The 23,710-nt window shown below is 67.4% G+C and carries 22 protein-coding genes and 1 pseudogene; 10 read left to right on the top strand and 13 right to left on the bottom strand.

Annotated elements, in window-relative coordinates:
• Positions 1-50: 50 nt before the first annotated feature.
• Both tilS and ABF821_RS03260 read right to left on the bottom strand, forming a co-directional pair.
• Complete coding sequence (tilS, locus tag ABF821_RS03265; RefSeq protein ID WP_415529010.1) at positions 51-1,322, bottom strand: tRNA lysidine(34) synthetase TilS; 1,272 nt, start codon at positions 1,320-1,322, stop codon at positions 51-53.
• Between the two features lie 41 nt (positions 1,323-1,363).
• Complete coding sequence (locus tag ABF821_RS03260) at positions 1,364-2,305, bottom strand: tetratricopeptide repeat protein (protein ID WP_246400697.1); 942 nt, start codon at positions 2,303-2,305, stop codon at positions 1,364-1,366.
• 15 nt (positions 2,306-2,320) lie between these two features.
• Between ABF821_RS03260 and ABF821_RS03255 the strand changes: the two genes are divergently transcribed.
• On the top strand, positions 2,321-2,542 hold the full coding sequence (locus tag ABF821_RS03255) for a hypothetical protein (RefSeq protein WP_182972125.1): 222 nt from the start codon (positions 2,321-2,323) through the stop codon (positions 2,540-2,542).
• Here ABF821_RS03255 and pal read toward each other — a convergent pair.
• The 11 genes from pal to secA all read right to left on the bottom strand — a co-directional run bounded on the left by pal (position 2,526) and on the right by secA (position 13,318).
• On the bottom strand, positions 2,526-3,002 hold the full coding sequence (pal, locus tag ABF821_RS03250; RefSeq protein ID WP_114726580.1) for a peptidoglycan-associated lipoprotein Pal: 477 nt from the start codon (positions 3,000-3,002) through the stop codon (positions 2,526-2,528). The two genes, ABF821_RS03255 and pal, sit on opposite strands and share 17 nt — an antisense overlap.
• Before the next feature lie 248 nt (positions 3,003-3,250).
• Positions 3,251-4,624, bottom strand: coding sequence for a Tol-Pal system beta propeller repeat protein TolB (gene tolB, locus ABF821_RS03245; protein ID WP_415529009.1), 1,374 nt, complete (start codon positions 4,622-4,624; stop codon positions 3,251-3,253).
• Positions 4,625-4,668: 44 nt separating this feature from the next.
• A complete protein-coding gene (locus tag ABF821_RS03240; protein ID WP_114726578.1) occupies positions 4,669-5,661 on the bottom strand; it encodes an energy transducer TonB in 993 nt (330 codons plus the stop codon).
• Positions 5,662-5,688: 27 nt separating this feature from the next.
• Positions 5,689-6,132, bottom strand: coding sequence for a protein TolR (gene tolR, locus ABF821_RS03235; RefSeq protein WP_114726577.1), 444 nt, complete (start codon positions 6,130-6,132; stop codon positions 5,689-5,691).
• A 3-nt stretch (positions 6,133-6,135) separates the two neighbouring features.
• Entirely contained in the window at positions 6,136-6,852 is a 717-nt protein-coding gene (gene tolQ / locus ABF821_RS03230; RefSeq protein ID WP_182972128.1) for a protein TolQ, read from the bottom strand.
• Between the two features lie 188 nt (positions 6,853-7,040).
• Positions 7,041-7,445, bottom strand: a complete 405-nt coding sequence (locus ABF821_RS03225) for a YbgC/FadM family acyl-CoA thioesterase (RefSeq protein WP_415529008.1) — start codon at positions 7,443-7,445, stop codon at positions 7,041-7,043.
• Positions 7,442-8,488 (bottom strand): Holliday junction branch migration DNA helicase RuvB, encoded by a 1,047-nt coding sequence (gene ruvB / locus ABF821_RS03220; protein WP_415529007.1) that lies wholly within the window; start codon positions 8,486-8,488, stop codon positions 7,442-7,444. The genes ABF821_RS03225 and ruvB overlap by 4 nt, the downstream gene beginning before the upstream one ends.
• A complete protein-coding gene (gene ruvA / locus ABF821_RS03215; protein WP_182972130.1) occupies positions 8,485-9,102 on the bottom strand; it encodes a Holliday junction branch migration protein RuvA in 618 nt (205 codons plus the stop codon). Before ruvA ends, ruvB begins: the two co-directional genes overlap by 4 nt.
• Positions 9,099-9,605, bottom strand: coding sequence for a crossover junction endodeoxyribonuclease RuvC (gene ruvC / locus ABF821_RS03210; protein ID WP_182972393.1), 507 nt, complete (start codon positions 9,603-9,605; stop codon positions 9,099-9,101). Before ruvC ends, ruvA begins: the two co-directional genes overlap by 4 nt.
• Positions 9,606-9,616: 11 nt before the next feature.
• Positions 9,617-10,366 (bottom strand): YebC/PmpR family DNA-binding transcriptional regulator, encoded by a 750-nt coding sequence (locus ABF821_RS03205; protein ID WP_415529006.1) that lies wholly within the window; start codon positions 10,364-10,366, stop codon positions 9,617-9,619.
• A 219-nt stretch (positions 10,367-10,585) separates the two neighbouring features.
• A complete protein-coding gene (gene secA, locus ABF821_RS03200) occupies positions 10,586-13,318 on the bottom strand; it encodes a preprotein translocase subunit SecA (protein WP_415529005.1) in 2,733 nt (910 codons plus the stop codon).
• 243 nt (positions 13,319-13,561) lie between these two features.
• Between secA and ABF821_RS03195 the strand changes: the two genes are divergently transcribed.
• The 9 genes and pseudogenes from ABF821_RS03195 to ABF821_RS03155 all read left to right on the top strand — a co-directional run.
• Entirely contained in the window at positions 13,562-14,503 is a 942-nt protein-coding gene (locus ABF821_RS03195) for a peptidylprolyl isomerase (RefSeq protein ID WP_415529004.1), read from the top strand.
• 252 nt (positions 14,504-14,755) lie between these two features.
• Positions 14,756-15,988: a bifunctional glutamate N-acetyltransferase/amino-acid acetyltransferase ArgJ gene (argJ, locus tag ABF821_RS03190; protein WP_415529003.1), complete on the top strand. Its 1,233-nt coding sequence runs from the start codon at positions 14,756-14,758 to the stop codon at positions 15,986-15,988.
• A gap of 36 nt (positions 15,989-16,024) precedes the next feature.
• A complete protein-coding gene (locus ABF821_RS03185) occupies positions 16,025-16,639 on the top strand; it encodes an RDD family protein (RefSeq protein WP_415529002.1) in 615 nt (204 codons plus the stop codon).
• A gap of 30 nt (positions 16,640-16,669) precedes the next feature.
• Positions 16,670-17,509: a hydroxyethylthiazole kinase gene (thiM, locus tag ABF821_RS03180; RefSeq protein WP_415529001.1), complete on the top strand. Its 840-nt coding sequence runs from the start codon at positions 16,670-16,672 to the stop codon at positions 17,507-17,509.
• A gap of 169 nt (positions 17,510-17,678) precedes the next feature.
• Positions 17,679-20,138, top strand: a complete 2,460-nt coding sequence (locus tag ABF821_RS03175) for a mechanosensitive ion channel family protein (RefSeq protein WP_415529000.1) — start codon at positions 17,679-17,681, stop codon at positions 20,136-20,138.
• Entirely contained in the window at positions 20,131-20,868 is a 738-nt protein-coding gene (locus tag ABF821_RS03170; protein ID WP_415528999.1) for a 2OG-Fe dioxygenase family protein, read from the top strand. Before ABF821_RS03175 ends, ABF821_RS03170 begins: the two co-directional genes overlap by 8 nt.
• A 16-nt stretch (positions 20,869-20,884) precedes the next feature.
• Positions 20,885-22,261, top strand: coding sequence for an MBOAT family O-acyltransferase (locus ABF821_RS03165; RefSeq protein ID WP_415528998.1), 1,377 nt, complete (start codon positions 20,885-20,887; stop codon positions 22,259-22,261).
• The gene (locus ABF821_RS03160; RefSeq protein WP_415528997.1) at positions 22,236-23,288 is read left to right on the top strand and encodes a hypothetical protein; all 1,053 of its coding nucleotides are present in this window, start codon (positions 22,236-22,238) and stop codon (positions 23,286-23,288) included. The genes ABF821_RS03165 and ABF821_RS03160 overlap by 26 nt, the downstream gene beginning before the upstream one ends.
• 123 nt (positions 23,289-23,411) lie before the next feature.
• Positions 23,412-23,710 (top strand): annotated as a pseudogene (locus ABF821_RS03155) (ABC transporter permease); the annotation flags it as partial.

Here is a 23,710-nt window from a genome sequence, read left to right as displayed (position 1 = left end):
CACCAGGGTCTTTATTGCCTCCGGGGCGCGAAAATCCGCCTGCCGACCGGTCAACTGCCCCCCCCCACAAATCGCGCCGCCTCGGCCGCCACCGCACCGGGCATCAGCGTCAGCCGCACTCCGGAAAGGGCGGGATCATGACAGATCCCCATCGTCGGAACGCCTACAACCCTCCCGGCACGAAACAGGGCCGGCAGGGTGCGCAGCGCACGGGCAGGCCACGGCGTCCTCCAGTCGGCAGGCACCATCCATCGTCCCGACGGTCCGGCGGCCCCCAGCGTCACGCCCCGCAGATCGACCCCAGACGGCGCCGACAGCACGAAACGCCCGTCCCACACACGGCCCACCTCCGCCGGCATCGGCACCTGCATCGCCGCCTCCTCGCGTAGCAGCAGCCAGCGTAGCCCCGTCCGGCGCAAGGCCGCGCTCGCCTCGACCAGGCAAGCCCCCGCCAGCGTGACAGGGCGCGGATTCGCGCACAACGCCGCCACTGCCCGCGAGGGCGGCAGATAATCCCGCCCCGACACCGCACGCAGCAGAAAGGCCATAGTGCGTGGGCAGGCGGGGTCCTCCGCCAGCGCGACCCAGCCGCCTTCGGCAACCGTCACCCCCCGGGCCAACCGCAACGCCTGCCCGGCATCACGCGCCATACGCGCGGCCCCGGCCTGCCCTGCCTCCGAACAAAGCAGCGACACAGCCGACGCATCGGCGGAAAGCCCGGCACGCAGACGGGCACGCTCGGCGCGCAGGTCCGCATTCGAAGGGTCTTCCACCCATTCAAGCCCCGCGCACCGCAACGTGCCACGCAAGATCGCCGGTTCGATGTCACGTAACGGGCGCACCAGACGCAAATCCCCGGTAAACGTCACCGCGCCCATGCCCGCCAGACCGTCCGGCCCGCTGCCGGCACGCCGCCGGATCAGCACGGTTTCCGCCTGATCGCCCGCATGATGGCCCAGCAGCAGATCGACGATCCCGGCCCGGCGACATGCGGCCGACAACGCCGCATAGCGGGCGCGCCGCGCCCGGTCTGCCACGCCGGGGCCGGACCGCAGCCCCTCCAACACAAGAATCTGGGCGGGAATCCCCAGGCGGGCCAGACGATCGCGCGTCAGGCACGCTTCGGCGGCAGCCGCCGGCCGCAACCCGTGATCCACGATGAATGCGCGCACCGCACGCCGCCACCGTCCCGCGAGATAGGCAAGACACAGACTGTCCGCCCCGCCCGACACCGCGATGCCGATTTCGGGCATGCCCATCCCGTCGGGCAGCCACGGCCCCAGCCCCGCCATGATGGCGGCGAAACGACCGTCATCCAGCACCCCGACGGAGCAACCGCCAGTCAGACCCGCATCAAAGCCGCTCAGTGGCATCCCGCGCGGGTGCGATAGGCCGTCTCCGCCGTCTTGACGCGCGGCGCTGGCGACGGAAACTCGCTCTTCAGCTTGGCCAGGGCCTGACACGCCGAATTCTTGTCCCCCATCGCGAGCAGCGACGCCGTCACCCCCAGCAGCGCATCCGGAGCCCGGCCCGAACGCGGCGAACGGTTATAGGTATCGTAATAGGCTACGGCCGACTGGCGATACTGCTTCTGCCCGGCCAGCGACTGCGCCAGCAGGAATTGCGCGTCGATCTGCAACGGTCCCTTCGGGCCGGCCAGCACCTGCTTGGCAGCACTTTGGGCACCGGCATAATCGCCACGCATCAGGGCGGCATTGCCATCCTTCAGCACAATGTCGGGCGTGCGCTTGACCGGAGGCGCGGCATCTCCTCCGCCGCCGTCAGTCTCAGCGGTGGCATCGGGCGCCGCCGATGCCGCGGGCCTGGGCGACGGATGGCCCCCATTCTGCATGGCGAAATTCATATCGTCGATCTGCTTCGCCAGGGTCGCATTCTGCTGCTGCACCTGGTTGGTCAGTTGATCGAGTTGCCCGCGCATGTCGCGCACCTGCTGCTCCAGGGTCATCACCCGGTCCAGCAACTGCGCGGTCAGGTCGCCACCGGCCGCCGACGACCCACCATTGCCGCTCCTGCCCCCCCCTTCGGGCATGGGCGGCGGAAGGATGCCACCACCCTGCCCGCCAGGCACCGCCGACTGCATCTGTGAAAGCTGCTGGCGCAGATCCATGATCTGGTTCTGCAACGCGATCCCTTCGCGACTCGTCATCTGCTCGGTGTCCTGCGCCTGTACCGCCAGCGGCGACAGGCCGGCCAGCAAAGTCAGGATCACCAGCCCCTTCGCGCGCGGCGGCAAGCCCCCACGATGTCGAAACGGCGAAAAAGAGCGGAAGGCAACAGACCGCATGATATGGATGTCTCCATGAACGCACCACCGCCGGCCCGGACCAATGCCGAGCACCGGAGGTCACAACCACCTTCTTATGCACGCCTGCTCCAAAGCCGTGAAGAGATCACGCACCCGGACAATGAAGAAGAGACCGTGCGTCACGCCGGCAATAAAAAAGCCGGCCAGGTCAATACCTGGCCGGCTTCCTTCAGCCGAACGAATGCTTCGGCCGGTTCGCTCAGCGAACCGACGTGATGCTGTTACGGTTCTGCGCCCAGGCTTCCTCGTCGTCACCCGTCGCGGTCGGACGATCCTTGCCGTAGGAAATCGTCGTGATGCGCGAGGCGGCAACGCCCTTGGCCACCAGGTAATCGCGCGCCGCGTTGGCACGACGCTCGCCCAGGGCGATGTTGTACTCTTCGGTGCCACGATCGTCACAGTTGCCGGCGAGCTGCACGGTCACCTGCGGATACTTCGCCAGCCAGGCGGCCTGACGGTCCAGAGTCGCCTGAGCTTCGCTGGACAGGTTGTTCTTGTTCAGTTCGAAGAAGACGCGATCGCCGACATTGGCGACCAGATCGGCTTCGCTGCCCGGCGTCACGCCAGTCGTCTGAGCGGCGGCGCCGGTACCGGTCGTGGCGCCCTTGTTCGTATCATCCGAGCACGCCGCGAGAAACACGGCCATGCCAAGCGCACCAAGAAGCTTCAGTCTCATTGGTTTTAGATCCTGAGATCGGTTCCCGCACGGAACCATATGATTAAGTTGCCGGTAAGCGTTATCTGGTTCCGACACTCGTTTTGTTCCGTCAACAACCCAACGACGAAACTATGCGAGACCGTGGAGCCCATCCGCCCGTTACCGCCAGACATGACAGACCGTCAAGATGCCCGTAACACATGCCGGGCATCTTGTTTTGCAGATCGGCCTGAAAAGCACAGTAATGCGCTATTTCGGTCGCGTTTTCAGCCGTTCAGCGGCGACCAGGCCGGATCTGACGACATGCCAACGGCCGGGATCGACCGCTCATGAAAGCCGGTAATATCGATCGTGCCGATCGAGGACGAGAACCCGGCCCCTCCGGACCCCGCCGCCGTCTGGCGGCAGAAGGCCAATACCCGGCCATTGGGGCAGAACGTCGGAGTATCCACAGTAAAGCCCTGGGTCAGTATTCGCTCGCCGGTACCATCAGGTGCCATCACGCCCAGCGAGAAGCTGCCGTTCGCGATGCGGGTAAAGGCGATCAGGTCGCCACGCGGCGACCAGACCGGCGAGCCGTACGTCCCGTTCCCATAGGAAATCCGCTTCGCACCGCCACCGCCCGCGCTCATGATATAAAGCTGCGGCGTACCCCCGCGATCCGAGTTGAAGACGATCTGCGACCCGTCCGGGCTGTAACAGGGGCTGGTATCGATGGCGCCGGAACTGGTGAGCTGCCGCTTGGCGCGTGAGGCCAGATCGACCGTATAGATGTCCGATCCCCCCCCGCGCGTAACGGACATCACGACCGTCCGCCCATCGGGGGCAAAGCGCGGTGCGAACGAAATCCCGTCGAAATCACCCAGCAATTGCTGCCGCCCGGTCGCAAGGTTCAGCACATACACGCGCGGCCGGTTATTGGCGTAGGACATGAAGGCCAACTGTTCGCTGACCGGGCTGAAACGCGGGGTCAGGGTCAGCCATTGGCCACCGGAGAGGTAATGGCTGTTGGCGCCGTCCTGGTCCATGATCGCCAGCCGGGTGATCTGGTGCGCACGCGGGCCGGACCGGGCGATATAGGCGATTCGCGAGTTGAAATACCCCTTCTCGCCCAGCAGCCGCTCATAGATCACATCGGCGATGATATGGGCGATCTTGCGCGCATCCCCGGCCCCCGCGGTGTAGGCGGTGCCCTGGATCTGCTGCCCGGTCAGCACGTCCCACAGCCGGAACTCGACGCGCAGCCCACCGCCGCCCGTGGTCGCGGTGCCGCTGACCAGCGCCCGCGCACCCAGCGATTTATAGGTGCCGAAATCCGGCACCCCCACCGGCAGCGCGCCATTGATGGGCGAGAACAGGCCGCAATTGCCCAGATCGCCCGAAATCACGCTGCTCACCAATTGCCCGGCATCGCCGCCCAGCACCGGAATGACGATCGGAATCGGCGCCGTGCGCGCCTGATCCACCGTAATTTCCGCATCGCCCGACGCGCCGGGCGCCGTCTGGGCCAGGGCGGATAACGGCATTGCCAGAACCCCGGCAGCGACACAACCGGTCCCAAGCAAGGCCCGACGGCCGAAATAGGTCGCCAGCACCGAGGCCTCGGCATCGGAAATCAGCGGAAGTTCACTCGAACGCATGGTCTTCTCCTCGAAGGCACCGACCGAGCAGCGCCTGGGCTGCCTCACGGACGGAAAACGAATTTAAGCTGCTGGGTCTGCCCCAGCATCGCCTTGGGTATGGGCAATTGCGCGCAGGTCGGGCTCAGCACCGCCGCCCGCGCCCGCTCGGCCAACGCGCGATAGGACGAATCCCCCGCCATCCGCGCCTGGGTCTCGGGCGCGAACTGTACGATGCGGGCCATGCCCGTACCATCCACCGTCACCACAAGATGTGCGACGAATTGCGCATAGTCCTTCGCCGCCGTATCCTCGGTATAGCAACGGCGCACGGCATTCCCGATCGCCTTCTGCTGGGCCGAACTCAGCGCGCTGGTAATGTCGCCATCGGGCGCGCCACCACCGTCGGGCGCACCGCCCTGCACCGGATTGGCCCGCGCCTTCGGCGGATGGGTCTGCTTCTGGTCGGCCCGGAACGCATCCAGCGTCGCCAGCAGCGAATGAGAATCCGGCACCGCCTTCTTCGCCTCGTTCGGCTGCGTGATGTGCGAGAATTGCTGCATCTTGGGCAGGGGCGCGGGCTCGGGCTGCGGCGACGGCGGCGCCGTCTCATGCGAGGGCACGGGCGGCGACGGCAGGGTCGGCGGTGCCGGGACGGCATCGGGCGACGGCTGCTGCACCTTGGGCGGCACCGGGGTGTCGGGCAGCTTCTGCGGAGGCGTCTCCGGCGGCGGAGGAATCGGCGGCGGCGGCGGAGGCGGCGGCGGGGCCTCCTCGTTCGGCGCCTTCACCGGCGGCGTGGGCGCCGGCGGAGCATCCTGCGGCACCGGGGCCGGAGCCGGCGCGGGCTTGGGCGCCGGCTTGTCGGCCTTGTGCGGCGTGCCGCCGCTATCCGACGGTGCAAACTCCATCTCGATGGTCGGCGGCGGCGGCGGCTCGGGCGGCACGGGCACATGCAGGCCCAGCAGCATGACCGTCAGCAGCACCATATGCGCAACGCCCGATACGACGATCGATCGCCGCATCAGCTTGCGTTCGGAACGACGCGGCGGAACCACGACGGCGGCTCTCCTACCCGATGGCGGTCAGGGCGCGCCGCCGCCCGAAGGCGGCTGCTGGGCCAGAAGGGCGACATGGGTGAAGCCGCCGGACGTGATACGGCCCATGACCTCCATCACGCGCCCATAATCGATATGCGAATCGCCGCGCACGAAGATGCGATGCGACGGATCGTTCTGGGCAGCCGCGCGCAACTGGTCCAGCAACTGGTCCGCCGACACCGGGTTGTCACCCAGATACAGCGACCCGTCACTGCGGATGGATACCGTGATCGGCTTGGTATCGGCATTGACCGGCGCCGCGTCGGTCTTCGGCAGGTCGACATTCACGCCGCTGGTCATCATCGGTGCCGTCACCATGAAGATGATCAGCAGCACCAGCATGACGTCGACCAGCGGGGTGACGTTGATGTCCGACATGGGGCGGCGACGCCCGCGGCGGCCGCCCCCTCCACCGAGGGAAACGCCCATGATTCAGCCCCTTTCTTCGGACTGGCGGGACAGGATCGCGGCGAATTCGGTACCGAACGCCGCCATCCGGTCCTCGAACAGGCCCAGACTGTTGCTGATGACGTTATAGGCGATCACCGCCGGAATGGCGGTCACAAGGCCGATGGCGGTGGCGAACAGCGCCTCGGAAATACCGGGGGCCACGACGGCCAGGTTGGTGTTGTGCATCGCCGCGATCGACCCGAACGCATGCATGATGCCCCACACCGTGCCGAACAGACCGATGAACGGCGCCACCGGCCCGATCGTGGCCAGAAAGATCATCCAGCGACCCAGCCGCTCCATCTCGCGCGTGATGGTGATGTTCATGGCGCGATCCACGCGCTCCTTCACCCCGCCGCGCGCCAGATCGATGCCGGCGATGCGCGCCGAGCGGCGCCATTCGCCCATCGCGGCGCCGAACACGGCCGCCATCGGATGCAGCGGCTTGGCGCCGTCTGATTCATACAGGTCGTCCAGGCTGCCGCCGGACCAGAACTTGTCCTCGAACGCCGACGCTTCGCGATTCACGCGACGCAGGGTCACGATCTTGTCGAAGATGATACCCCACACGACGATGCTGCTGACCGCCAGGCCGATCATCACCAGCTTGACGACGATCGCCGCGTGCAGAAACAAACTCCACAGCGACAGGTCGGACGCCGCCGCGCCCAGATTCGCCGCGTTAACCGCTTGGTCCAAAAACGCCTCCTGCACCTTCCGCACGCAGCTTCAGCACCGCCTCCCGACGCCGAGTCGGGGCAGTCCGACACTGCTTTCCATACTGTTCCTTATAGGCTTCCAGAAGAAAGCAGAAGCACCCCACGGCGGGACACATACGCCGCGCGGAAAAATTTTCTTCCGGACAGAAACGCGGGAAACGCCTCGCCCTAATCCAGCAATCCGATCAGAAGATCACGCCATAAAGGCGGAAATCGGGTAGCCCGGCCGTCGGCGGCACGCACGCAGGCCAGTCGCACGTCCAGATGCGCGCAACATTTGCCGTCCAGCAGGAATTCCTGCTCCAGCCGGCAACTGGCCGACCCCTGCTCGACCAGCCGGGTCGTGACGGTCACGACATCGTCAAGTCGCAACGGCCGCTTGTAGTCGATGGTCGCGCGATGGATGACGAAGGCCAGCCCGTATTCTTCCAGTAGCGAGAACGCCGAACGACCCAACCCGCGAATCGCCTCGGTCCGCGCCCGCTCGGCAAAGGCGAAATAGCGGGCATGATAGACAACCCCCCCCGCGTCGGTATCCTCGTAATAGACGCGAAACGGGATGCTGTGCTTCATCTGTCCTCTCCCTGCAAAAGATCGCCCTGATCGGCCTGCCGGGCGGGCGGTTGCAGCCCCAGATGGCGCCATCCGCGCTCACCCAGCATCCGCCCACGACTGGTCCGCAGCACCAGCCCTTCCTGGATCAGATAGGGCTCCACCACATCTTCCAGCGTGTCGCGGGCCTCGGCCAGCGCCGCCGCCAGCGTCTCCACCCCCACCGGGCCGCCATGGTGAAATTCGGCGATCCGGCGCAGATAGCGCCGGTCCATCGCATCCAGCCCCAGCGAATCGACTTCCAGCCGCGAGAGGGCCGCATCGGCCAGCACCCGGTCCACCGGCCCCGGCCGCGCGACCGAGGCAAAGTCGCGCACCCGCCGCAGCAGGCGCCCGGCAATCCGCGGCGTCCCGCGCGAACGGCGGGCGATCTCCTCCGCCCCCTCCGGCGTCAGGTCGAATTGCAGCTTCCGCGCCCCGCGCGAGACGATCTGCCGCAACTCCTCGGCCGTGTAGAACACCAGCCGCAGCGGAATCCCGAAGCGGTCGCGCAACGGCGTCGCCAGCAGCCCGGCCCGCGTGGTCGCCGCCACCAGGGTAAAGGGTGAGAGGTCGATCCGCACCGATCGCGCGGCCGGCCCCTCGCCGATAATCAGATCGAGCTGGAAATCCTCCATCGCCGGATACAGGACTTCCTCGATCGCCGGTTGCAGGCGATGGATCTCGTCGATGAACAGCACATCGCGCGGCTGCAGATTGGTCAGGATCGCCGCCAGATCCCCCGCGCGCTGGATCACCGGCCCCGAGGTGGCGCGGAACCCCACCCCAAGTTCGCGCGCCACGATCTGCGCCAGCGTCGTCTTGCCCAGCCCCGGCGGCCCATGCAGCAGCACATGGTCCATCGCCTCGCCCCGCGCGCGGGCGGCGGCGATAAAGATCGCCAGATTTTCGCGGCTGGCCTTCTGCCCGGTAAAATCCTCAAGTGTCTGCGGCCGCAGCCCGACCTCGCCCGCGTCCTCGTCCATGCGTCCCGGATCGACCGCGCGCGGAGGCAGATCGCTCATCGCGCCAGATCCCGCAGACTTTCACGGATCACCACGTCCAGATCACCTTCCTGCCCGGCCCCGGCCTCCTTCAGCCGTGCCAGAATCCGCGCCACCACCGGCTGCGCCTCGGCCCGGCGGAAACCCAGCCCCGCCAGCGCCAGCAGCACATCGCCCTCGACCCCGGCCGAGGCCGGTGCCACCGGCAGCACGATGCCCGCGCCAACAGGCAGCTTGCCCGCCTTGTCACGCAGTTCGGACAGAATCCGCTCGGCCAGCCGTGCGCCCACGCCCGAAACCCGCGTCAGCCCCGCCTTGTCCGCCGCCGCGATGGTGGCCGCAACATCGGCGGGCGAAAGCGCCGAGAGAATCGCCAGCGCCAGCTTGGCCCCGACCCCCTGCACCGTCGTCAGCAGCCGGAACCAGTCCCGCTCCGCCGCATCGGCAAAGCCGTAGAGCAGGAAGGCATCCTCCCGCACCACGGTCTCGACCAACACGCGGGAGATTTCGGGCGGCCGCGCCAGCGCGGAAAGGGTGCGGGTCGAAGCATGAACCAGATAGCCCACGCCATGCACATCGACCACGCAGCGATCGGCCTCGATCTGCCCGACCAGCCCGGTCAGTTGCGCGATCATGCCGTGCGCGTCCCCGCCGCCACGCGCAGGGCGCTGGCGCGATGATGCGCGTGGCAGATCGCCACCGCCAGCGCGTCCGAGGCATCGGCCCGCTTGATCGTCGCCGTGGGCAGAAGACGGCGCACCATCATCTCCACCTGCTCCTTGCTGGCGGCACCGGTGCCGACCACCGCCCGCTTCACCGCCATGGCACCGTATTCGGAAACCGCGATTCCGGCCAGCGCCGGCACCAGCAACGCAACCCCGCGCGCATAGCCCAGCTTCAGCGTCGAGGACCCGTTGCGGTTGACATAGGTTTCCTCCACCGCCGCCTCGGCCGGTTCGAACCGATGCACCAGGTCCATCAACCCGTCATGCAGGCAGCGCAGCCGGTCGGGCACCGCCGCGTCCCCATCGGTCGCGATCACGCCGTCGGCGACGTGGCTCAGGCGGTTGCCCGCCACGTCGATCATGCCCCAGCCGGTAAAACGCAGGCCCGGATCGATGCCCAGCAGCCGGACCACCGCCATCCCGGTCAGGCCGACAGCTTCTCGGCCACGTCGTCCGGCAGGTCGAAATTGGCGTAGACGGCCTGCACGTCGTCGCTCTCGTCCAGCACGTCGATCAGCTTCAGCACGGTGCGCGCCTTTTCTTCGTCCAGCGTCACGACGGTCCCGGGACGCCAGTCGAATTTCGCGCTCGCCGGCTCGCCAAAGCGCGTCTCCAATGCATCACGCACCGCGAAGAACGATTCCACCGGGCAGGTCACCTCGTGCCCGTCGGCGGTGCTCTCCACATTCTCGGCGCCGGCTTCGATCGCCGCCTCCAGCATCTCGTCCTCGCTGGCGACACTGGCGGGATAGGTGATCACGCCCAGCCGGGTGAACATGAACGACACCGAATTGGTCTCGCCCAGCGACCCGCCATATTTCGAGAACGCGGCCCGCACGTCCGATGCCGTGCGGTTGCGGTTGTCGGTCAGCGCCTCGACGATCACGGCCACGCCCGCCGGGCCGTAGCCCTCGTAGCGCACTTCCACATAATCGTCGCCGCCGCCGGCCCCCGTCGCCTTCTTGATCGCGCGCTCGACCGTGTCTTTCGGCATATTGACCTCGCGCGCCGCCGAAATCGCGGCGCGCAGGCGCGGATTGCTCGCAGGGTCAGGCAGGCCCGAACGCGCCGCCACGGTAATCTCGCGGATCACCTTGGCAAACTGCCGGGCCCGGCGCGCGTCCTGCGCGCCCTTGCGATGCATGATGTTCTTGAATTGCGAATGACCCGCCATCGTCCGTCTTCTCTAAATCTCTATATCTTCATCAAAACTAACGACCCGCTCCACTCAATGTTGGTCCGGAAACGTGGGCTGGTGAGCGAGAGTGCCGCAAAGCGGCACGCCCGTCGCGTGTTTCCGAGCACCGAAGCGGAGCGGCCTTATGGGCCGTGAGCATCGGAGCACAGGAAACGCGCGCCGGATCGCCACCAGCGCGCGTTTCCGGGCCAACATTCAGGCTAGGCGGCCGTGGCAGTGTTTGTACTTCTTCCCCGACCCGCAGGGACAGAGCGCATTGCGCGGCGTCTCGCCCCAGCTTGACGGATCATCGGGCATGATCGCACTGGCCCCGATCGGGGTTGCAATCGCAACGTCCCCCGCCGTCTCGGCGAACAGCGCACCGGGTCCGGGCTCCGAGGTCAGGCCCGGCACCTGCGGGTCGGCATGGATCTCGGCGGCGTGCGAGAACGGATTATCCAGAACCGGCGGCGCCACCTCGACACGCGCCATCGTCGAGGTCACGCGCAGGCGCATCTCATCGAGCATGGCGGTAAAGAGCTGAAACGCCTCGTGCTTGAACTCGTTCAGCGGGTCCTTCTGCCCATAGGCACGCAGGCCGATACCCTGCCGAAGCTGGTCCAGCGCCAGCAGATGCTCCTTCCACGCCGAGTCGAATGTGGTCAGCACCACCTGCTTCTCGATATAGCGCATCACCGAGGGGCCGAAATTGGCCGCCTTGGCCGCCTGGGCCTGCATCGCCGCCTGCTCCAGCCGTTCGGTCACCACGTCGCCGTCCACACCGTCCTCGCGGGCCCAGTCCGCGACCGGCAGATCCAGCCCCAGGGTCTCGCGCACATCCTCGGCCAGTTCGGCACTCTGCCACTGCTCGGCAAACGCCTTCTCGGGAATGCGCCGGCGCACCATGTCGTGGATGATTTCGGCCCGCATCTCCTGCACCGTCGCCGACAGGTCCTCGGCCCCCATGTATTCCCGACGCTGGGCGTAAACCTCCTTGCGCTGGTCGTTCATGACGTCGTCATATTTCAGCGTGTTCTTGCGCATGTCGAAGTTGCGGGCCTCGACCTTCTTCTGCGCGCGCTCCAGGGCCTTGTTGATCCACGGATGAACGATCGCCTCGCCGTCCTTCAGGCCCAGGCGCTGGAGCATCCCGCCCATCCGCTCGGTCCCGAAGATGCGCATCAGATCGTCTTCGAGCGAGATGAAAAAGCGCGAATTGCCCGGATCGCCCTGCCGCCCGGCACGGCCGCGCAACTGGTTGTCGATCCGGCGGCTTTCATGCCGCTCGGTGCCGATCACATACAGCCCGCCCGCCGCGCGGACGATGCCGTGATATTCCGCCACCTGCGCACGAATTTCAGCCTCGCGCCGCGCCTTTTCCTCGGGGTCCTCCACATCCGCCAACTCCTGGCGAATGCGCATCTCCACGTTGCCGCCCAGCTTGATGTCGGTGCCGCGCCCGGCCATGTTGGTCGCGATCGTAATCGCCCCCGGCGCGCCGGCCTGGGCCACGATCGTCGCCTCCATCTCGTGGAAACGGGCATTCAGCACATTGTGGCGAATGCCCCGCTTCTTCAGAAGCTCCGACAGATACTCGCTCTTCTCGATCGAGGTCGTTCCCACCAGCACCGGCTGCGGCGTCTTGGATATCTCCTCGATCAGGTTGCTGACGGCCTCATATTTCTCGCGCGCGGTCAGATAGACTTCGTCGTCCCCATCCTTGCGCGACACCGGCAGGTTGGTCGGAATCTCGACCACGTCCAGCTTGTAGATCTCGGCAAATTCATCGGCCTCGGTCATCGCCGTGCCGGTCATGCCCGACAGCTTGGGATAGAGGCGGAAATAATTCTGGAAGGTGATCGAGGCCAGCGTCTGGTTTTCCTGCTGGACCTCGACATGCTCCTTGGCTTCCAGCGCCTGGTGCAGCCCGTCGGAATAGCGGCGGCCATCCATCATGCGGCCGGTGAACTCGTCGATGATGATCACCTTGCCGCCACGCACGATGTAGTCCACATCGCGCGAGAACAGCGTATGGGCGCGCAGCGACTGCTGCACATGGTGAATCACCGCGATGTTGTGGATGTCGTACAGCCCGCCCTCGGCCAGCACCCCCGCCTCGCGCAGCATGGTCTCGACCTGTTCCGACCCCGAATCGGTCAGGATCACGGTGCGGAACTTCTCGTCCTTCTCGAAGGTCTCGGGCAGCTTCACCAGTTCGCGCACCACCTCGTCCACCGAACGATAGAGGTCCGAACTGTCGTCGGCCGGGCCGGAGATGATCAGCGGCGTCCGCGCCTCGTCGATCAGGATCGAATCCACCTCGTCCACGATGGCGTGGTGGAAGGGGCGCTGCACCATGTCCTCGATCCGGTACTTCATATTATCGCGCAGATAATCGAAGCCGAATTCGTTGTTGGTGCCGTAAGTGATATCGGCCCGGTAAGCCGCGCGCCGTTCCTCGTCGGCCATATTGGGCACGATCACGCCCGTGGTCAGTCCCAGGAAGCTGTAGACCTGGCCCATTTCCTCGGCATCGCGGCGGGCCAGATAATCGTTGACCGTCACCACATGCACGCCCTTGCCGGCCAGCGCGCTCAGATACACGGCCAGCGTCGCCACCAGCGTCTTGCCTTCGCCGGTCCGCATTTCCGCGATCCGCCCGGCATGCAGCACCATGCCGCCGATCAGCTGCACGTCGAAATGCCGCATCCCCAGCACGCGGCGCGCCGCTTCGCGCGCTACCGCAAACGCCTCGGGCAGCAGCGCATCCAGCGACGTACCTTTCGCGATCCGCTCCCGGAACTCCCCCGTCTTGGCCGCGAGGGCGGCATCGTCCAGGGCGCGCAGCGCGGGTTCGTGCGCGTTGATCTCGGGCACGCGGCGCTGGAAAGCCTTCAGAGAACGATCGTTGGCGGTTCCAAACAGGGCACGGGCAAGACTGGCGAACATGTAGACCTTCCGGAATGGCGCGGCCCCACCCCCGGCCGGACTCCCGGACGGGCTGGAACTGGAGCAAGGGCATTCGCGCGCGCGGCATCTGAGATAGGACCCACACCGCCACCGGTCAACCGAAGCCCGCCTGGAAGGCTGTTTCAAAAGCCTCCTTTCCGCCCCGCGCCCACCCAGCCTTGCAGGACCGGACAGGCTCGGCCATGATGAAACGGACGCTTTATATTTTAGGGTTCTCAACACATGCGGCCTTCCAGCCCGGCAGCCTCCATTCTGGCGGCAGCCCTGCTCGTTCCTGCGCTTTCCATCCCTCATGCCCGTGCCGCGGCCCCGGCTGCCGCACCGGCCGCCAGCACGGCTCAGCCGGCAGCCCCGGCCAATCCGAACCCGCTGGTCGCCACCGTGAATGGCGAAGACATTCACCTGGACGATGTGCGCCAGGCCGCAGCCGGCATGCCGCAGCAGCTGCGCCAGCTGCCGCCGAACATGATTTTCCCGATGCTGCTGAACCAGATCATCGACCAGAAGGCGATCCAGGTCGCGGCGCACAAGGAGGGGCTGGAGAACCAGCCCGAGGTCAAGCAGCAGATGCAGACCGCCGCCTCCAACGCGCTGCAAAATGCCTACCTGTCGCAGAAGGTCACGCCGACGCTGACCGACGCCGCGATCCAGGCCTATTACGACCAGAACTACGCGAACAAGAAGCCGGAGCAGGAAGTCCACGCCCGCCATATCCTGGTGGCGACGGAAGCCGAGGCGAAGGACGTGATCAAGCAGCTCAAGGCTGGCGCCGATTTCACGGCCCTGGCCACCAAGCTGTCGACGGACAAGGCTTCGGCCAAGCAGAATGGCGGCGACCTCGGCTGGTTCAAGAAGGGCGACATGCTGCCGGCCTTCTCCGACGCCGCCTTCGCCATGAAGCCCCACACCATCAGCCAGACGCCGGTGCATACCCAGTACGGCTGGCATGTGATCGAGGTGCTGGACACCCGCACCGCCGCCATCCCCAAGCTGGACGCGGTGCGTGACGAAGTGCGCCAGAAGCTGATCCAGCAGGGCGTCCGCGAGGCGGTCGAAAAGGCGGTGGCCGGCGTCAAGGTCGTGCGTTACGACCCCAACGGCAAGCCGATCGCCGACACCCCCGCCCCGGCGGCACCGGCCCCGGCTGCTCCGACCAAGAAGTAACGACCAACCCGGCCGCTTCATCCGGTTTCGGCGGGGCCCCCGGGGGCGCGGGCGGGGGCCGCGGCCCCCCCCCCCCCCCCCCCCGCCCCCCCCCCCACCCCCCCCCCCCCCCCCCCCCGCCGCCCCCCCCCCACCCCCCCCCCCCCCCCCCCCCCCCCCCGGCTCCATGCACACCAAGCCCTCCCCGCCCCCGGCGGGTCGGACCACACCACTCCCAGATAAAACCGCTCCCAGACAAAGAAGACCGGACCGATGGCTCCCCTCCCCGTATCTCCCCTCGCCCGCGCGCTGCCGGACCTTCCGCCCGTGGCCGGGGTGCGTTTCGGCGCGGCGGCGGCCGGCATCCGCTATGTCGGGCGGACCGATCTGGTCATGGCGGATTTCGCCCCCGGCACCACGGTCGCCGGCGTCTTCACCCGCAATAAATGCCCCGGCGCACCCGTTGACTGGTGCCGCGCCGCGCTGCCGGACGGCTCGGCCCGCGCGCTGGTGGTCAATGCCGGCAATGCCAACGTCTTCACCGGCCGCGCCGGCTACGAAGCCACCCAGGCCAATGCCGCCGATGCCGCCCGCCTGGTCGGTTGCGCGGCCAGCGAGGTCTTCCTGGCCTCGACCGGCGTGATCGGCGAGGTTCTGCCCTACGAGAAGATTTCCACCGCCCTGCCCGGCCTTTACGCCACCCTGTCGGAAACCGGCTGGGCGGACGCCGCGCGCGGCATCATGACCACCGACACCTTCCCCAAGGCGGCGGTGCGCGAGACGGAAATCGGCGGCGTGCCGGTCCGCATCCAGGGCATCGCCAAGGGCAGCGGCATGGTCGCGCCCGACATGGCGACCATGCTGTGCTTCGTGGCCACCGACGCCGCCCTGCCGCCCAGCATCCTGCAACCGCTGCTGGCGGCGGGCACCGACCGCAGCTTCAACCGCACCACGGTCGATTCCGATACCTCGACCTCGGACATGGTGCTGCTGTTCGCCACCGGCCAGGCCGGCACCCCCCCCGTCGCCACGCCCGACGATCCGGCACTGGGCGCGTTCGCCACCGCGCTGAACGCTCTGCTGCTGGAACTGGCCCTGCTGGTGGTGCGCGACGGCGAGGGCGCCACCAAGCTGATCGAAATCCAGGTCAAGGGTGCCGTCAGCGACGAATCCGCCCGCAAGGTCGCGATGGCCGTCGCCAACTCCCCCCTGGTCAAAACCGCGATCGCCGGCGAGGACGCCAACTGGGGCCGCGTCGTCATGGCCGTGGGCAAGAGCGGCGAACCCGCGAACCGCGACACGCTGTCGGTCGCCATCGGCGGCGTCTGGATCGCCCGCGAAGGCACCGTGGTGCCCGGCTATGACGAAACCCCGGTCGTCGCCCACATGAAGGGTCCGGAGATCGAAATCACGATCGACCTGGGTCTCGGCAACGGCATCGGCACGGCCTGGAGCTGCGACCTGACCCACGGCTATATCGACATCAACGGGTCCTATCGCAGCTGACTGCGCGTAGCCGACCGACCGCGCGGAGACCGCTCCATGCCTGACGTGCCACCGCTTTCCGACCCGTTCGGCAGCCTCCATCCCCGCTATGTCTGGGTCTATGCCGGCTTCTGGTTCAGAGCGCTGGCCTGGATCATCGACGCGTTCATCCTCAGCGTGCTGGGTGGCATCATGCGGCTGGCGGTCTCGCCCAGCCTCACCCTCACGGTGACCAACAGCGGATCGGCAGCGAACAAATACCAGATCTCGGACATCGTCCGCATCAGCGACGTCATCAGCACCGTCCCGGCGGATTATTCCTATTCCTACAGCGGTTTCCATCCGACATGGCATGGCAACGGACTGTACGAGGTGCTCCAGATTCTCCTGCCGGCGCTTTATTATATCCTGTTCGAATCCTCGCGCCTGCAAGGCACTCCCGGCAAGCGGGCCTGCCGCATGCGCGTCACCGACCTGCACGGCCAGAGAATCGGCCTCGGCCGCGCGACGGTGCGGTATTTCGGCCATTTCCTGTCGATCCTGACACTGGGCCTGGGGTTCCTGATGGTGATGTGGACCCGCCGCAAACAGGCCCTGCACGACCTGCTGGCCGGCACCTGCGTCATCCGCCAGCAGGAGGAAGCGCTCGTCAGCTTCAATCCACCCCGATAAAAAGGCGGCTTTCGCGGGAGGCCACACCTCATGTCGAACGCCTTCTTCACGCCCGATGCCGTCGCCACGACGCTGGAGCGCGTCCGGGCCGCCACGCCACTGGTCCATAACATCACCAACATCGTGGCCGCGAACAGCACGGCTAACGCCCTGCTGGCGCTCGGCGCCTCGCCCGCCATGGTCGATGCCGAGGAAGAAGTCGAAGCCTTCGCCGCCCAGGCGGCCGCCCTGGTGGTCAATATCGGCACCATCACCGCCCCCCAGGCCGCCGCCATCGCCCGCGCCACAAAGGCGGCCCAACGTGCCGGCACGCCATGGATTCTCGATCCGGTGGCGGTCGGGGCACTCGCCTTCCGCGCCCGGATCGCGCTGGACAGCCTGGCCCACGCCCCACGGGCGATTCGCGGCAACGCCTCGGAAATCATCGCACTCGCCCACCTGCGCGACGGCCATGCCGAACCGCCACCCCAAGGGCGCGGTGTGGATTCGCTAAAAACCGCCGAACAGGCCGTGGACGCAGCCGCCCGGCTGGCACGGTCAACCGGCGCCTGCGTCGTCGTCAGCGGCGCGACCGACCACATCACCGACGGCACACGGATCGCCACGGTCGCGAACGGCCACCCGATGATGACGCGCGTCACCGCCCTGGGCTGCACCGCCACCGCACTGGCCGGCGCCTGCCTGGCCGTGGAGCCCGATGCGATGGCCGCCTGCGCGCATGCCATGGTCCTGATCGGCCTGGCGGGCGAGCGCGCGGCCCGCGAAGCCACCGGTCCCGGCAGCCTGCAAGTCCGCCTGCTGGACGCACTGTATCAACTGGACCGCAATACGGTGACGCAAGAGGCGCGGATCGCTATCCTGACTCCATGAGAGCCTGACTGGAGATGCGCGTCGGACCACCAGCGCGCATTTCCAATCAGGCCCTGCGTAACAACCCGGTCCCAACCCGGTTCATCCCTCCAGGAGGTCATACACAGGCATGTCGGTCTTCCCCGTTCGTGGTCCTTCCTTTCCCCGCGCCGGGCGGCGCCCATGCCGGATGATGCCGATCCTGGTGCTGCTTCTCGGCACATTCTGCACATTCTGCCTGCCGTCGGCTCCCGGCCGGGCCGCCGATACCGCGGCCGCATCCCCGTCCACGTCGCAATCCACCCCACCAGGCATGACCGCCCAGCAGGCGCAGCAGGTGCTGGGCGTGCTGAACGATCCGCAGAAGCGCGCCGAGTTCACAAACACCCTGAATGCGATCGCAAAAGGCCTGCCACAGACGGCCTCAGCCGCGCCTTCGGCGGCCAATCCTCCGGCCGCCACCTCCGCCGACACGTCGGATGTGGCGCTGGAACCCGACAGCGTGGGCAGCGACGTGCTGGGCGAACTGTCCACCATGCGCAACGGCATCGTCCACCAGACCCGCCAGTTCGCCGCCCTCTTCGCCAACCTAGCCTTCGTCGGCCACTGGTTCCGCACCGAACTGTCCGACCCTGAGTCGCGCAACGCCCTGTTCGATGCACTCGGCCGCGCCGGGCTGATCATCCTCCTCGCCATGGCCGCCGAGCGCGGCCTGTCCATCGCGTTGCGCCGGCCGCTCAACAGCATCACCGCCCGCGCGGTCGATGCCGAGCACCGTCTGAACCAGCGCGCGGCCCGGGTCCGGGTCGCGGACAGCGCACCCGTGCCCAGCGGGGAAACACAGGCCGAACGCACCGTCCAAGACACGCGGCGCCAGGATGACCGCAAACAGGTCGAAACCCTGCGCATCATCCGCCGGATTCCCTTCTCGCTGCTGCATCTGCTGACCAAGCTCCTGCCCGTGGCCCTGTTCCTGGGCATCGGTTATGCCGGCGCGGCCTTCCTCGGCGGCAGCGAGCAGGCCGAACTGGTCACGCTCACCCTGGCCAATGCCTATGCCGCGGCCCGTGGAATCTACCTGCTGGTCGAAACCGTGATGGTGCCGAAATCGCCCACCATCCGGCTATGCAAGGCATCGGACCGCACCGCCCGGATCGTCACGCGCTGGTGGAACGTGCTGGTCGCGATGCCCTCGATCGTGGTCTGCCTCTCCACGCTGGGCGGGTTGTTCCATCTCGCCCCGCGCGGCACCGAGGCCCTGATCCGCGCGCTGGTGCTGGCCGAGCATCTCATGGTCGCGGTGTTCATCTGGCGCATCCGCCATCAGGTGGCGGCGGCCCTGCATCCGCCGGCCCGCTTCCAGAACAGCCCGTTCTGGCAGTTCCTGGGCCGCCTGGCGCAATTGTGGTGGCTGCCGGCCATGGTGTTCGACCTGGCACTCTGGCTGGTCTGGGCCACCCAGATCCGTGGCGGCTATGCCTGGATCTGGCGCACCGCGGTCATGACGATCGTCGTCATCATCGTCTCGCGCATGCTGGCCCTGCTGCTCTTCGGCGCGCAGAACCGCCTGTTCCATATCAGTGACGACACCGAAACGCGCTATCCCGGCCTGCGGGCGCGCGCCGATCACTATTATCCCTATGCCAGGCGCACCCTGTCGGCGCTGCTGGTGTTCGTCACGGTCGTCGTCCTGTTGCAGGCGTGGGGCCTTCCGGCCGTCACCTTCTTCCTGCATGGCGACCTGGGCACGCGGATCGTCGCCGCCATCCTGTCGGTCATGATCGCCTTCACGGTCGCGATCGTGGTGTGGGAGGCCGCGAACGCCGCGTTGCAGAACCAGATCAACCGGTACGAAAGCAGCGAGCAGGTCTCGCGCGCCATCCGGCTGCGCACGGTCCTGCCGATCATCCGCACCGTGCTGCTGACGGTCATCGTCATCATCGTCGCCGTCACCACCCTGTCGCAGATCGGCCTCAACGTCGCGCCGCTGCTGACCGGCGCGGGCATCATGGGCGCCGCCATCGCCTTCGGCTCGCAAAGCCTGGTCAAGGATTTCATCACCGGCTTCTTCATGCTGGTGGAAAACGCGATGCAGGTCGGCGACTGGGTCACCGCCGGCGGCGTCTCCGGCACGGTCGAACATCTCTCCATCCGCACGCTGCGCCTGCGTACCGTCACGGGCGACGTCCACATCATCCCCTTCTCGTCCGTCACCTCGATCGCCAATACCTCGCGCGACTATAACGTGGTGATCGTCAGCTTCATGCTCGACCTCTCCGAAAACCCCGACCGCGTGGCCGGCATCCTGGCGAAAGTGGTCACCGAAATGCGGGCCGACGCCCAGTTCGCCCCGATGATCCTGTCCGACTTCACCTTCCTCGGTGTCGATAACGCCGACGGGAACGGTGCAAAATTCCTCGGGTCGTTCCGCACCACAGCCGGCAGCAAATGGAAGGTATGGCGCGAATATTACCGCCGCCTGGGCCTGCGCATGGTCGCCGAAGGGGTGAAATTCCCGGTCCCCACCGCCATCTCGCTGATGAGCAATTTCGGGGGCGCGCCCCTGCTGGTCGGACAGACGCCGCCGGGGCCGCCCGCCAATACCAACACCGCACCGGCGGCCCCCCAATCGGACCCCTCCCATGAATGACACCTCCCTGCCAGCCGATCTGGCCGGCGTCGAATCCCCCCTGGAGCAGGACGGCTTCGCCTGCCTGCACGCCTCCACGACGCGCGCGCTGCTGGAACCGTACGGCCTGGCGGACTGGGCGGGTTTCGCCGCAAGCTGGAACCGGCTGGGGCTGGACCGCTACATGGCCGATGGCGGCCGCTACCGGCGGCGGCGGCACGCCACCTACACGGTTTCGGCCGAGGCGATCGAACGCAAGAAGCACCAGCCCCACTATCAGAGCCGCGATTACAACGAACTGAATGGCGGCATCGAACGCTGGTTCCGCCCCGTGGAAACCACGATCGGCACCCATCCCGCCCTCATCGCCGTGCTGCGGCTGATGCGTCGGCTGGTCACCGACCTCACGCCGCCCGACCGGCGCCCCGATGTCTGGCATGTCGAAATCCACCAGTTCCGCATCGAAGCCCGCGCCGGGGAACCGGGCGAGCCGACGCCCGAAGGGCTGCATCGCGACGGCGTGGACTGGGTGCTGGTCCTGATGATCCAACGCGAGAACGTGGCCAGCGGCGAGACGACGATCCACGACCTGCATCGCCGCCCCGTCGGGCATTTCACCCTGACCGACCCGCTGGACGCCGCCCTGGTGGACGATAACCGCGTCTATCACGGCGTCACCGCCGTCCGACCGATCGACCCCGCACGCCCCGCCTGGCGCGATGTCCTGGTCGTGACCTTCCGGCACCAGTAGGGCTGCCCCCACCCACATGCTGTTCAGCACCCAGGCTTTCCTGCTCGGCTTCCTGCCGCCGACTCTCGCCCTGTTCTATCTGTGCGCCGGCCACCGCACGGCGCGCCAGGCGGTCCTGGTGGCGGCCTCCCTGCTGTTCTACGGCCTGTGGAACTGGCGTTTCGTCCCGGCGCTGGTGGCGCTCACGGTGGCCAACTGGGCGCTGGGCCGCGCCTGGGCGGCCACCGGGCGCCGCCTCTGGCCGATCACGGGGATCGTGCTGAACCTCACGATCCTCTTCACCTTCAAATACGCGCATTTCTTCGCCGAGAGCCTGGATTGGGCGACGGGCCGTCCTCCGCCCGCCTGGACCATCCTCCTGCCGCTGGGCATCTCGTTCTTCACCTTCCAGAAAATCGCCTATCACGCCGACCTGCTGCGCGGCGCCCGCCCGGTGCGGGGCATGCTCGATTTCCTGGAATTTGTGACCTTCTTCCCTCAGTTGATCGCCGGCCCCATCGTCCGCCATTCGGAAATCGTGCCGCAATTCGGCACCAGCCCGCGCGGCCCCGCGATGTGGGAGAACCTGTCACGCGGCGCGATGCTCCTGCTGCTGGGTCTGGCGAAAAAGGCCGGCGTGGCCGACACGCTGGCCCTCACCTGCAACCCGCTCTTCGCGCACGCGGCCACGGGCGCCACGCCGAACCTCGCGGAAGCATGGGTCGCGGCCCTCACCTACACGCTGGAAATCTTCTTCGATTTCTCGGGCTATTCCGACATGGCGATCGGCATGGCGCTGATGTTCGGCCTCCGCCTGCCGTTCAATTTCGACGTACCCTACCGCGCCACCAGCATCCGCGCCTTCTGGCAGCGCTGGCACATGACCCTGTCGCGCTTCCTGCGCGATTACGTCTACATCCCCCTCGGCGGCAACCGGCGCGGGCTGATGCGCCAGATGACCAACCTCATGGCGACCATGATGCTGGGCGGCCTGTGGCACGGCGCGGGCTGGACCTTCGTGGCATGGGGTGCGCTGCATGGCGCGGGCCTGGCCGTCAACCATGTCTGGACGCGCGCGGGCCTGCGCCTGCCGGCGCTGGCGGGATGGGCGGCAACGATGCTGTTCGTCATCATCGGCTGGGTGCTGTTCCGCGCGCCCGACTTCCCCACCGCCGGGCGCGTCCTGCGCGGCATGGCCGGCCTGGGCGGGCTGGGGCATGCGCGAATCCTCGATGCGGCGGTGTTCTGGGTCGCCCTGGCCGTGGCGCTGGTCGGCCCCTCCTCGCAGGACGCGATGCTGCGGATGTTGCGCCCCAGCCCCCTGGTCGCGGTCCCCGCCGCGATCGCCTTCGTCTTTCTGCTTCTGCTGATCGGCGGGCGGATTCCCGATGCCTTCATCTATTTCCAGTTCTGACCCCCAGACCCGATGGCGGGGCTTTGCCCGCGCGTTCGCCGTCACGGCGGCCGCGCTCGGCGCAACCCTCTCCCTGTTCGTCGCCCTGGTCGATCCATGGGACATGCTCCCCCTGTCGCCGCCCTGGCACCGGATTCCGATTTCCAGCAACGCGCGCTACAGCATGCCGGCGCTGGCCATCAGCCCGCGCTTCGACTCGGCGATGGTCGGCACCTCGACCGGCCGCCTGCTGCAACCGGCCATCCTCGACACCCCGTTCGACGCGCATTTCGTCAACCTGGCCATGAACAGCGCCACGCCATGGGAACAGGGCCGCATCCTGCGCCTGTTCCTGCGCCACCATCCCACCCCCCGCGTGGTGCTGATCGACATCGACGCCGAATGGTGCTTCGCCGACCGGCACGGCCTGTCCGAACCCAACCGGCCGATGCCGGACTGGATGTACGAGGGCTCACCCTGGCGCGGCTATACCGAGATGTTGACCATGTATGCGGTGCAGGAAGCCGCCAACCAGTTCATGTGGCTGATCGGGCACAAGCAGCAGCGCTTCGGCTCCGACGGCTATACCAGCTTCGTCCCCCCCGACAGCCGCTACGACCCGCGCCGGGTCGACGAACTGTTCCGCACCTGGGCCTTCGACACGGCGAAGGCGGACGGCCCCGCCCGCGCCCCCGCCTCCGTCCCGTTCCTGATCGACCTGCTGGCCGCCATTCCGGCGAAAACCACCAAGATCCTGTGGTTCCCCCCGTCATCGCGGGAACAGCAGGGCGCACCGGGCAGCCAGGTCGCGGCGACCCGCGCCGCCTGCCGCACCGCCATGGCCGCCATCGCCCGCGCCACCCCGCACACCATGGCGATCGATTTCGAAATCCCCGGCCCCATCGCCGACAGCCGGGCCAGCTTCTGGGACCCGATCCATTACCGCCAGGCGGTCGCCCACATGGTGATGGACGATCTGGCGACCGCCGCCATGGGTCGAGACGTGCCCGCGACGCAGAGCAGGGTTCTGGTGCCCCCCCATCCTTGATGGCCGCCCCCCTTGCCGGACGGCTTCCATCTGATAAGGAGACAGAACCCGTCCACGGGCGCTCCGTCGCCTGCCCACCTTTTTCCAGCCCCGTCTCGGGACGTGCTGCGATATGGAGAGGCTGTGAACAGTACCGATCGCGGTCCGGAATGGTCCCTGGAGGCCAGCGACACTGCCAACGTGATCGTCCTGTCCGGCGACTGGATCGCCCAGCAGGGCCACGTCCCCGATTTCCCGTCCGACGGGCTGCGCCAGGCACGACCGGGCCAGAAGCTGACCTTCCGCACCGATCGTCTGGGCCGCTGGGATACCGGGCTGATCGGCTTCCTCTGGGCGCTCAAGCAGGGCGCGGCCCAGGCGCATCTGGAGATGGACGCCGACACCCTGCCCGACGCGGCGCACAAGCTGCTCGACCTGCTGCC

It is taken from the genome of Gluconacetobacter sp., assembly GCF_047721585.1.
GTDB lineage: Bacteria > Pseudomonadota > Alphaproteobacteria > Acetobacterales > Acetobacteraceae > Gluconacetobacter > Gluconacetobacter dulcium.
The sequence above is the reverse complement of the archived record's forward strand: the minus strand, read 5'-3'. Positions and strand labels throughout refer to the sequence as shown.

Bases quoted from the DNA above. Each gene is read 5' to 3' on its own strand.
- ABF821_RS03260 (WP_246400697.1), bottom strand. From the start codon at position 2,305: ATGCGGTCTGTTGCCTTCCGCTCTTTTTCGCCGTTTCGACATCGTGGG.
- ABF821_RS03255 (WP_182972125.1), top strand. From the start codon at position 2,321: ATGAACGCACCACCGCCGGCCCGGACCAATGCCGAGCACCGGAGGTCA.
- pal (WP_114726580.1), bottom strand. From the start codon at position 3,002: ATGAGACTGAAGCTTCTTGGTGCGCTTGGCATGGCCGTGTTTCTCGCG.
- tolB (WP_415529009.1), bottom strand. From the start codon at position 4,624: ATGCGTTCGAGTGAACTTCCGCTGATTTCCGATGCCGAGGCCTCGGTG.
- tolR (WP_114726577.1), bottom strand. From the start codon at position 6,132: ATGGGCGTTTCCCTCGGTGGAGGGGGCGGCCGCCGCGGGCGTCGCCGC.
- ABF821_RS03225 (WP_415529008.1), bottom strand. From the start codon at position 7,445: ATGAAGCACAGCATCCCGTTTCGCGTCTATTACGAGGATACCGACGCG.
- ruvB (WP_415529007.1), bottom strand. From the start codon at position 8,488: ATGAGCGATCTGCCTCCGCGCGCGGTCGATCCGGGACGCATGGACGAG.
- ruvA (WP_182972130.1), bottom strand. From the start codon at position 9,102: ATGATCGCGCAACTGACCGGGCTGGTCGGGCAGATCGAGGCCGATCGC.
- ABF821_RS03205 (WP_415529006.1), bottom strand. From the start codon at position 10,366: ATGGCGGGTCATTCGCAATTCAAGAACATCATGCATCGCAAGGGCGCG.
- secA (WP_415529005.1), bottom strand. From the start codon at position 13,318: ATGTTCGCCAGTCTTGCCCGTGCCCTGTTTGGAACCGCCAACGATCGT.
- ABF821_RS03195 (WP_415529004.1), top strand. From the start codon at position 13,562: ATGCGGCCTTCCAGCCCGGCAGCCTCCATTCTGGCGGCAGCCCTGCTC.
- argJ (WP_415529003.1), top strand. From the start codon at position 14,756: ATGGCTCCCCTCCCCGTATCTCCCCTCGCCCGCGCGCTGCCGGACCTT.
- ABF821_RS03185 (WP_415529002.1), top strand. From the start codon at position 16,025: ATGCCTGACGTGCCACCGCTTTCCGACCCGTTCGGCAGCCTCCATCCC.
- thiM (WP_415529001.1), top strand. From the start codon at position 16,670: ATGTCGAACGCCTTCTTCACGCCCGATGCCGTCGCCACGACGCTGGAG.
- ABF821_RS03175 (WP_415529000.1), top strand. From the start codon at position 17,679: ATGATGCCGATCCTGGTGCTGCTTCTCGGCACATTCTGCACATTCTGC.
- ABF821_RS03170 (WP_415528999.1), top strand. From the start codon at position 20,131: ATGAATGACACCTCCCTGCCAGCCGATCTGGCCGGCGTCGAATCCCCC.
- ABF821_RS03165 (WP_415528998.1), top strand. From the start codon at position 20,885: ATGCTGTTCAGCACCCAGGCTTTCCTGCTCGGCTTCCTGCCGCCGACT.
- ABF821_RS03160 (WP_415528997.1), top strand. From the start codon at position 22,236: ATGCCTTCATCTATTTCCAGTTCTGACCCCCAGACCCGATGGCGGGGC.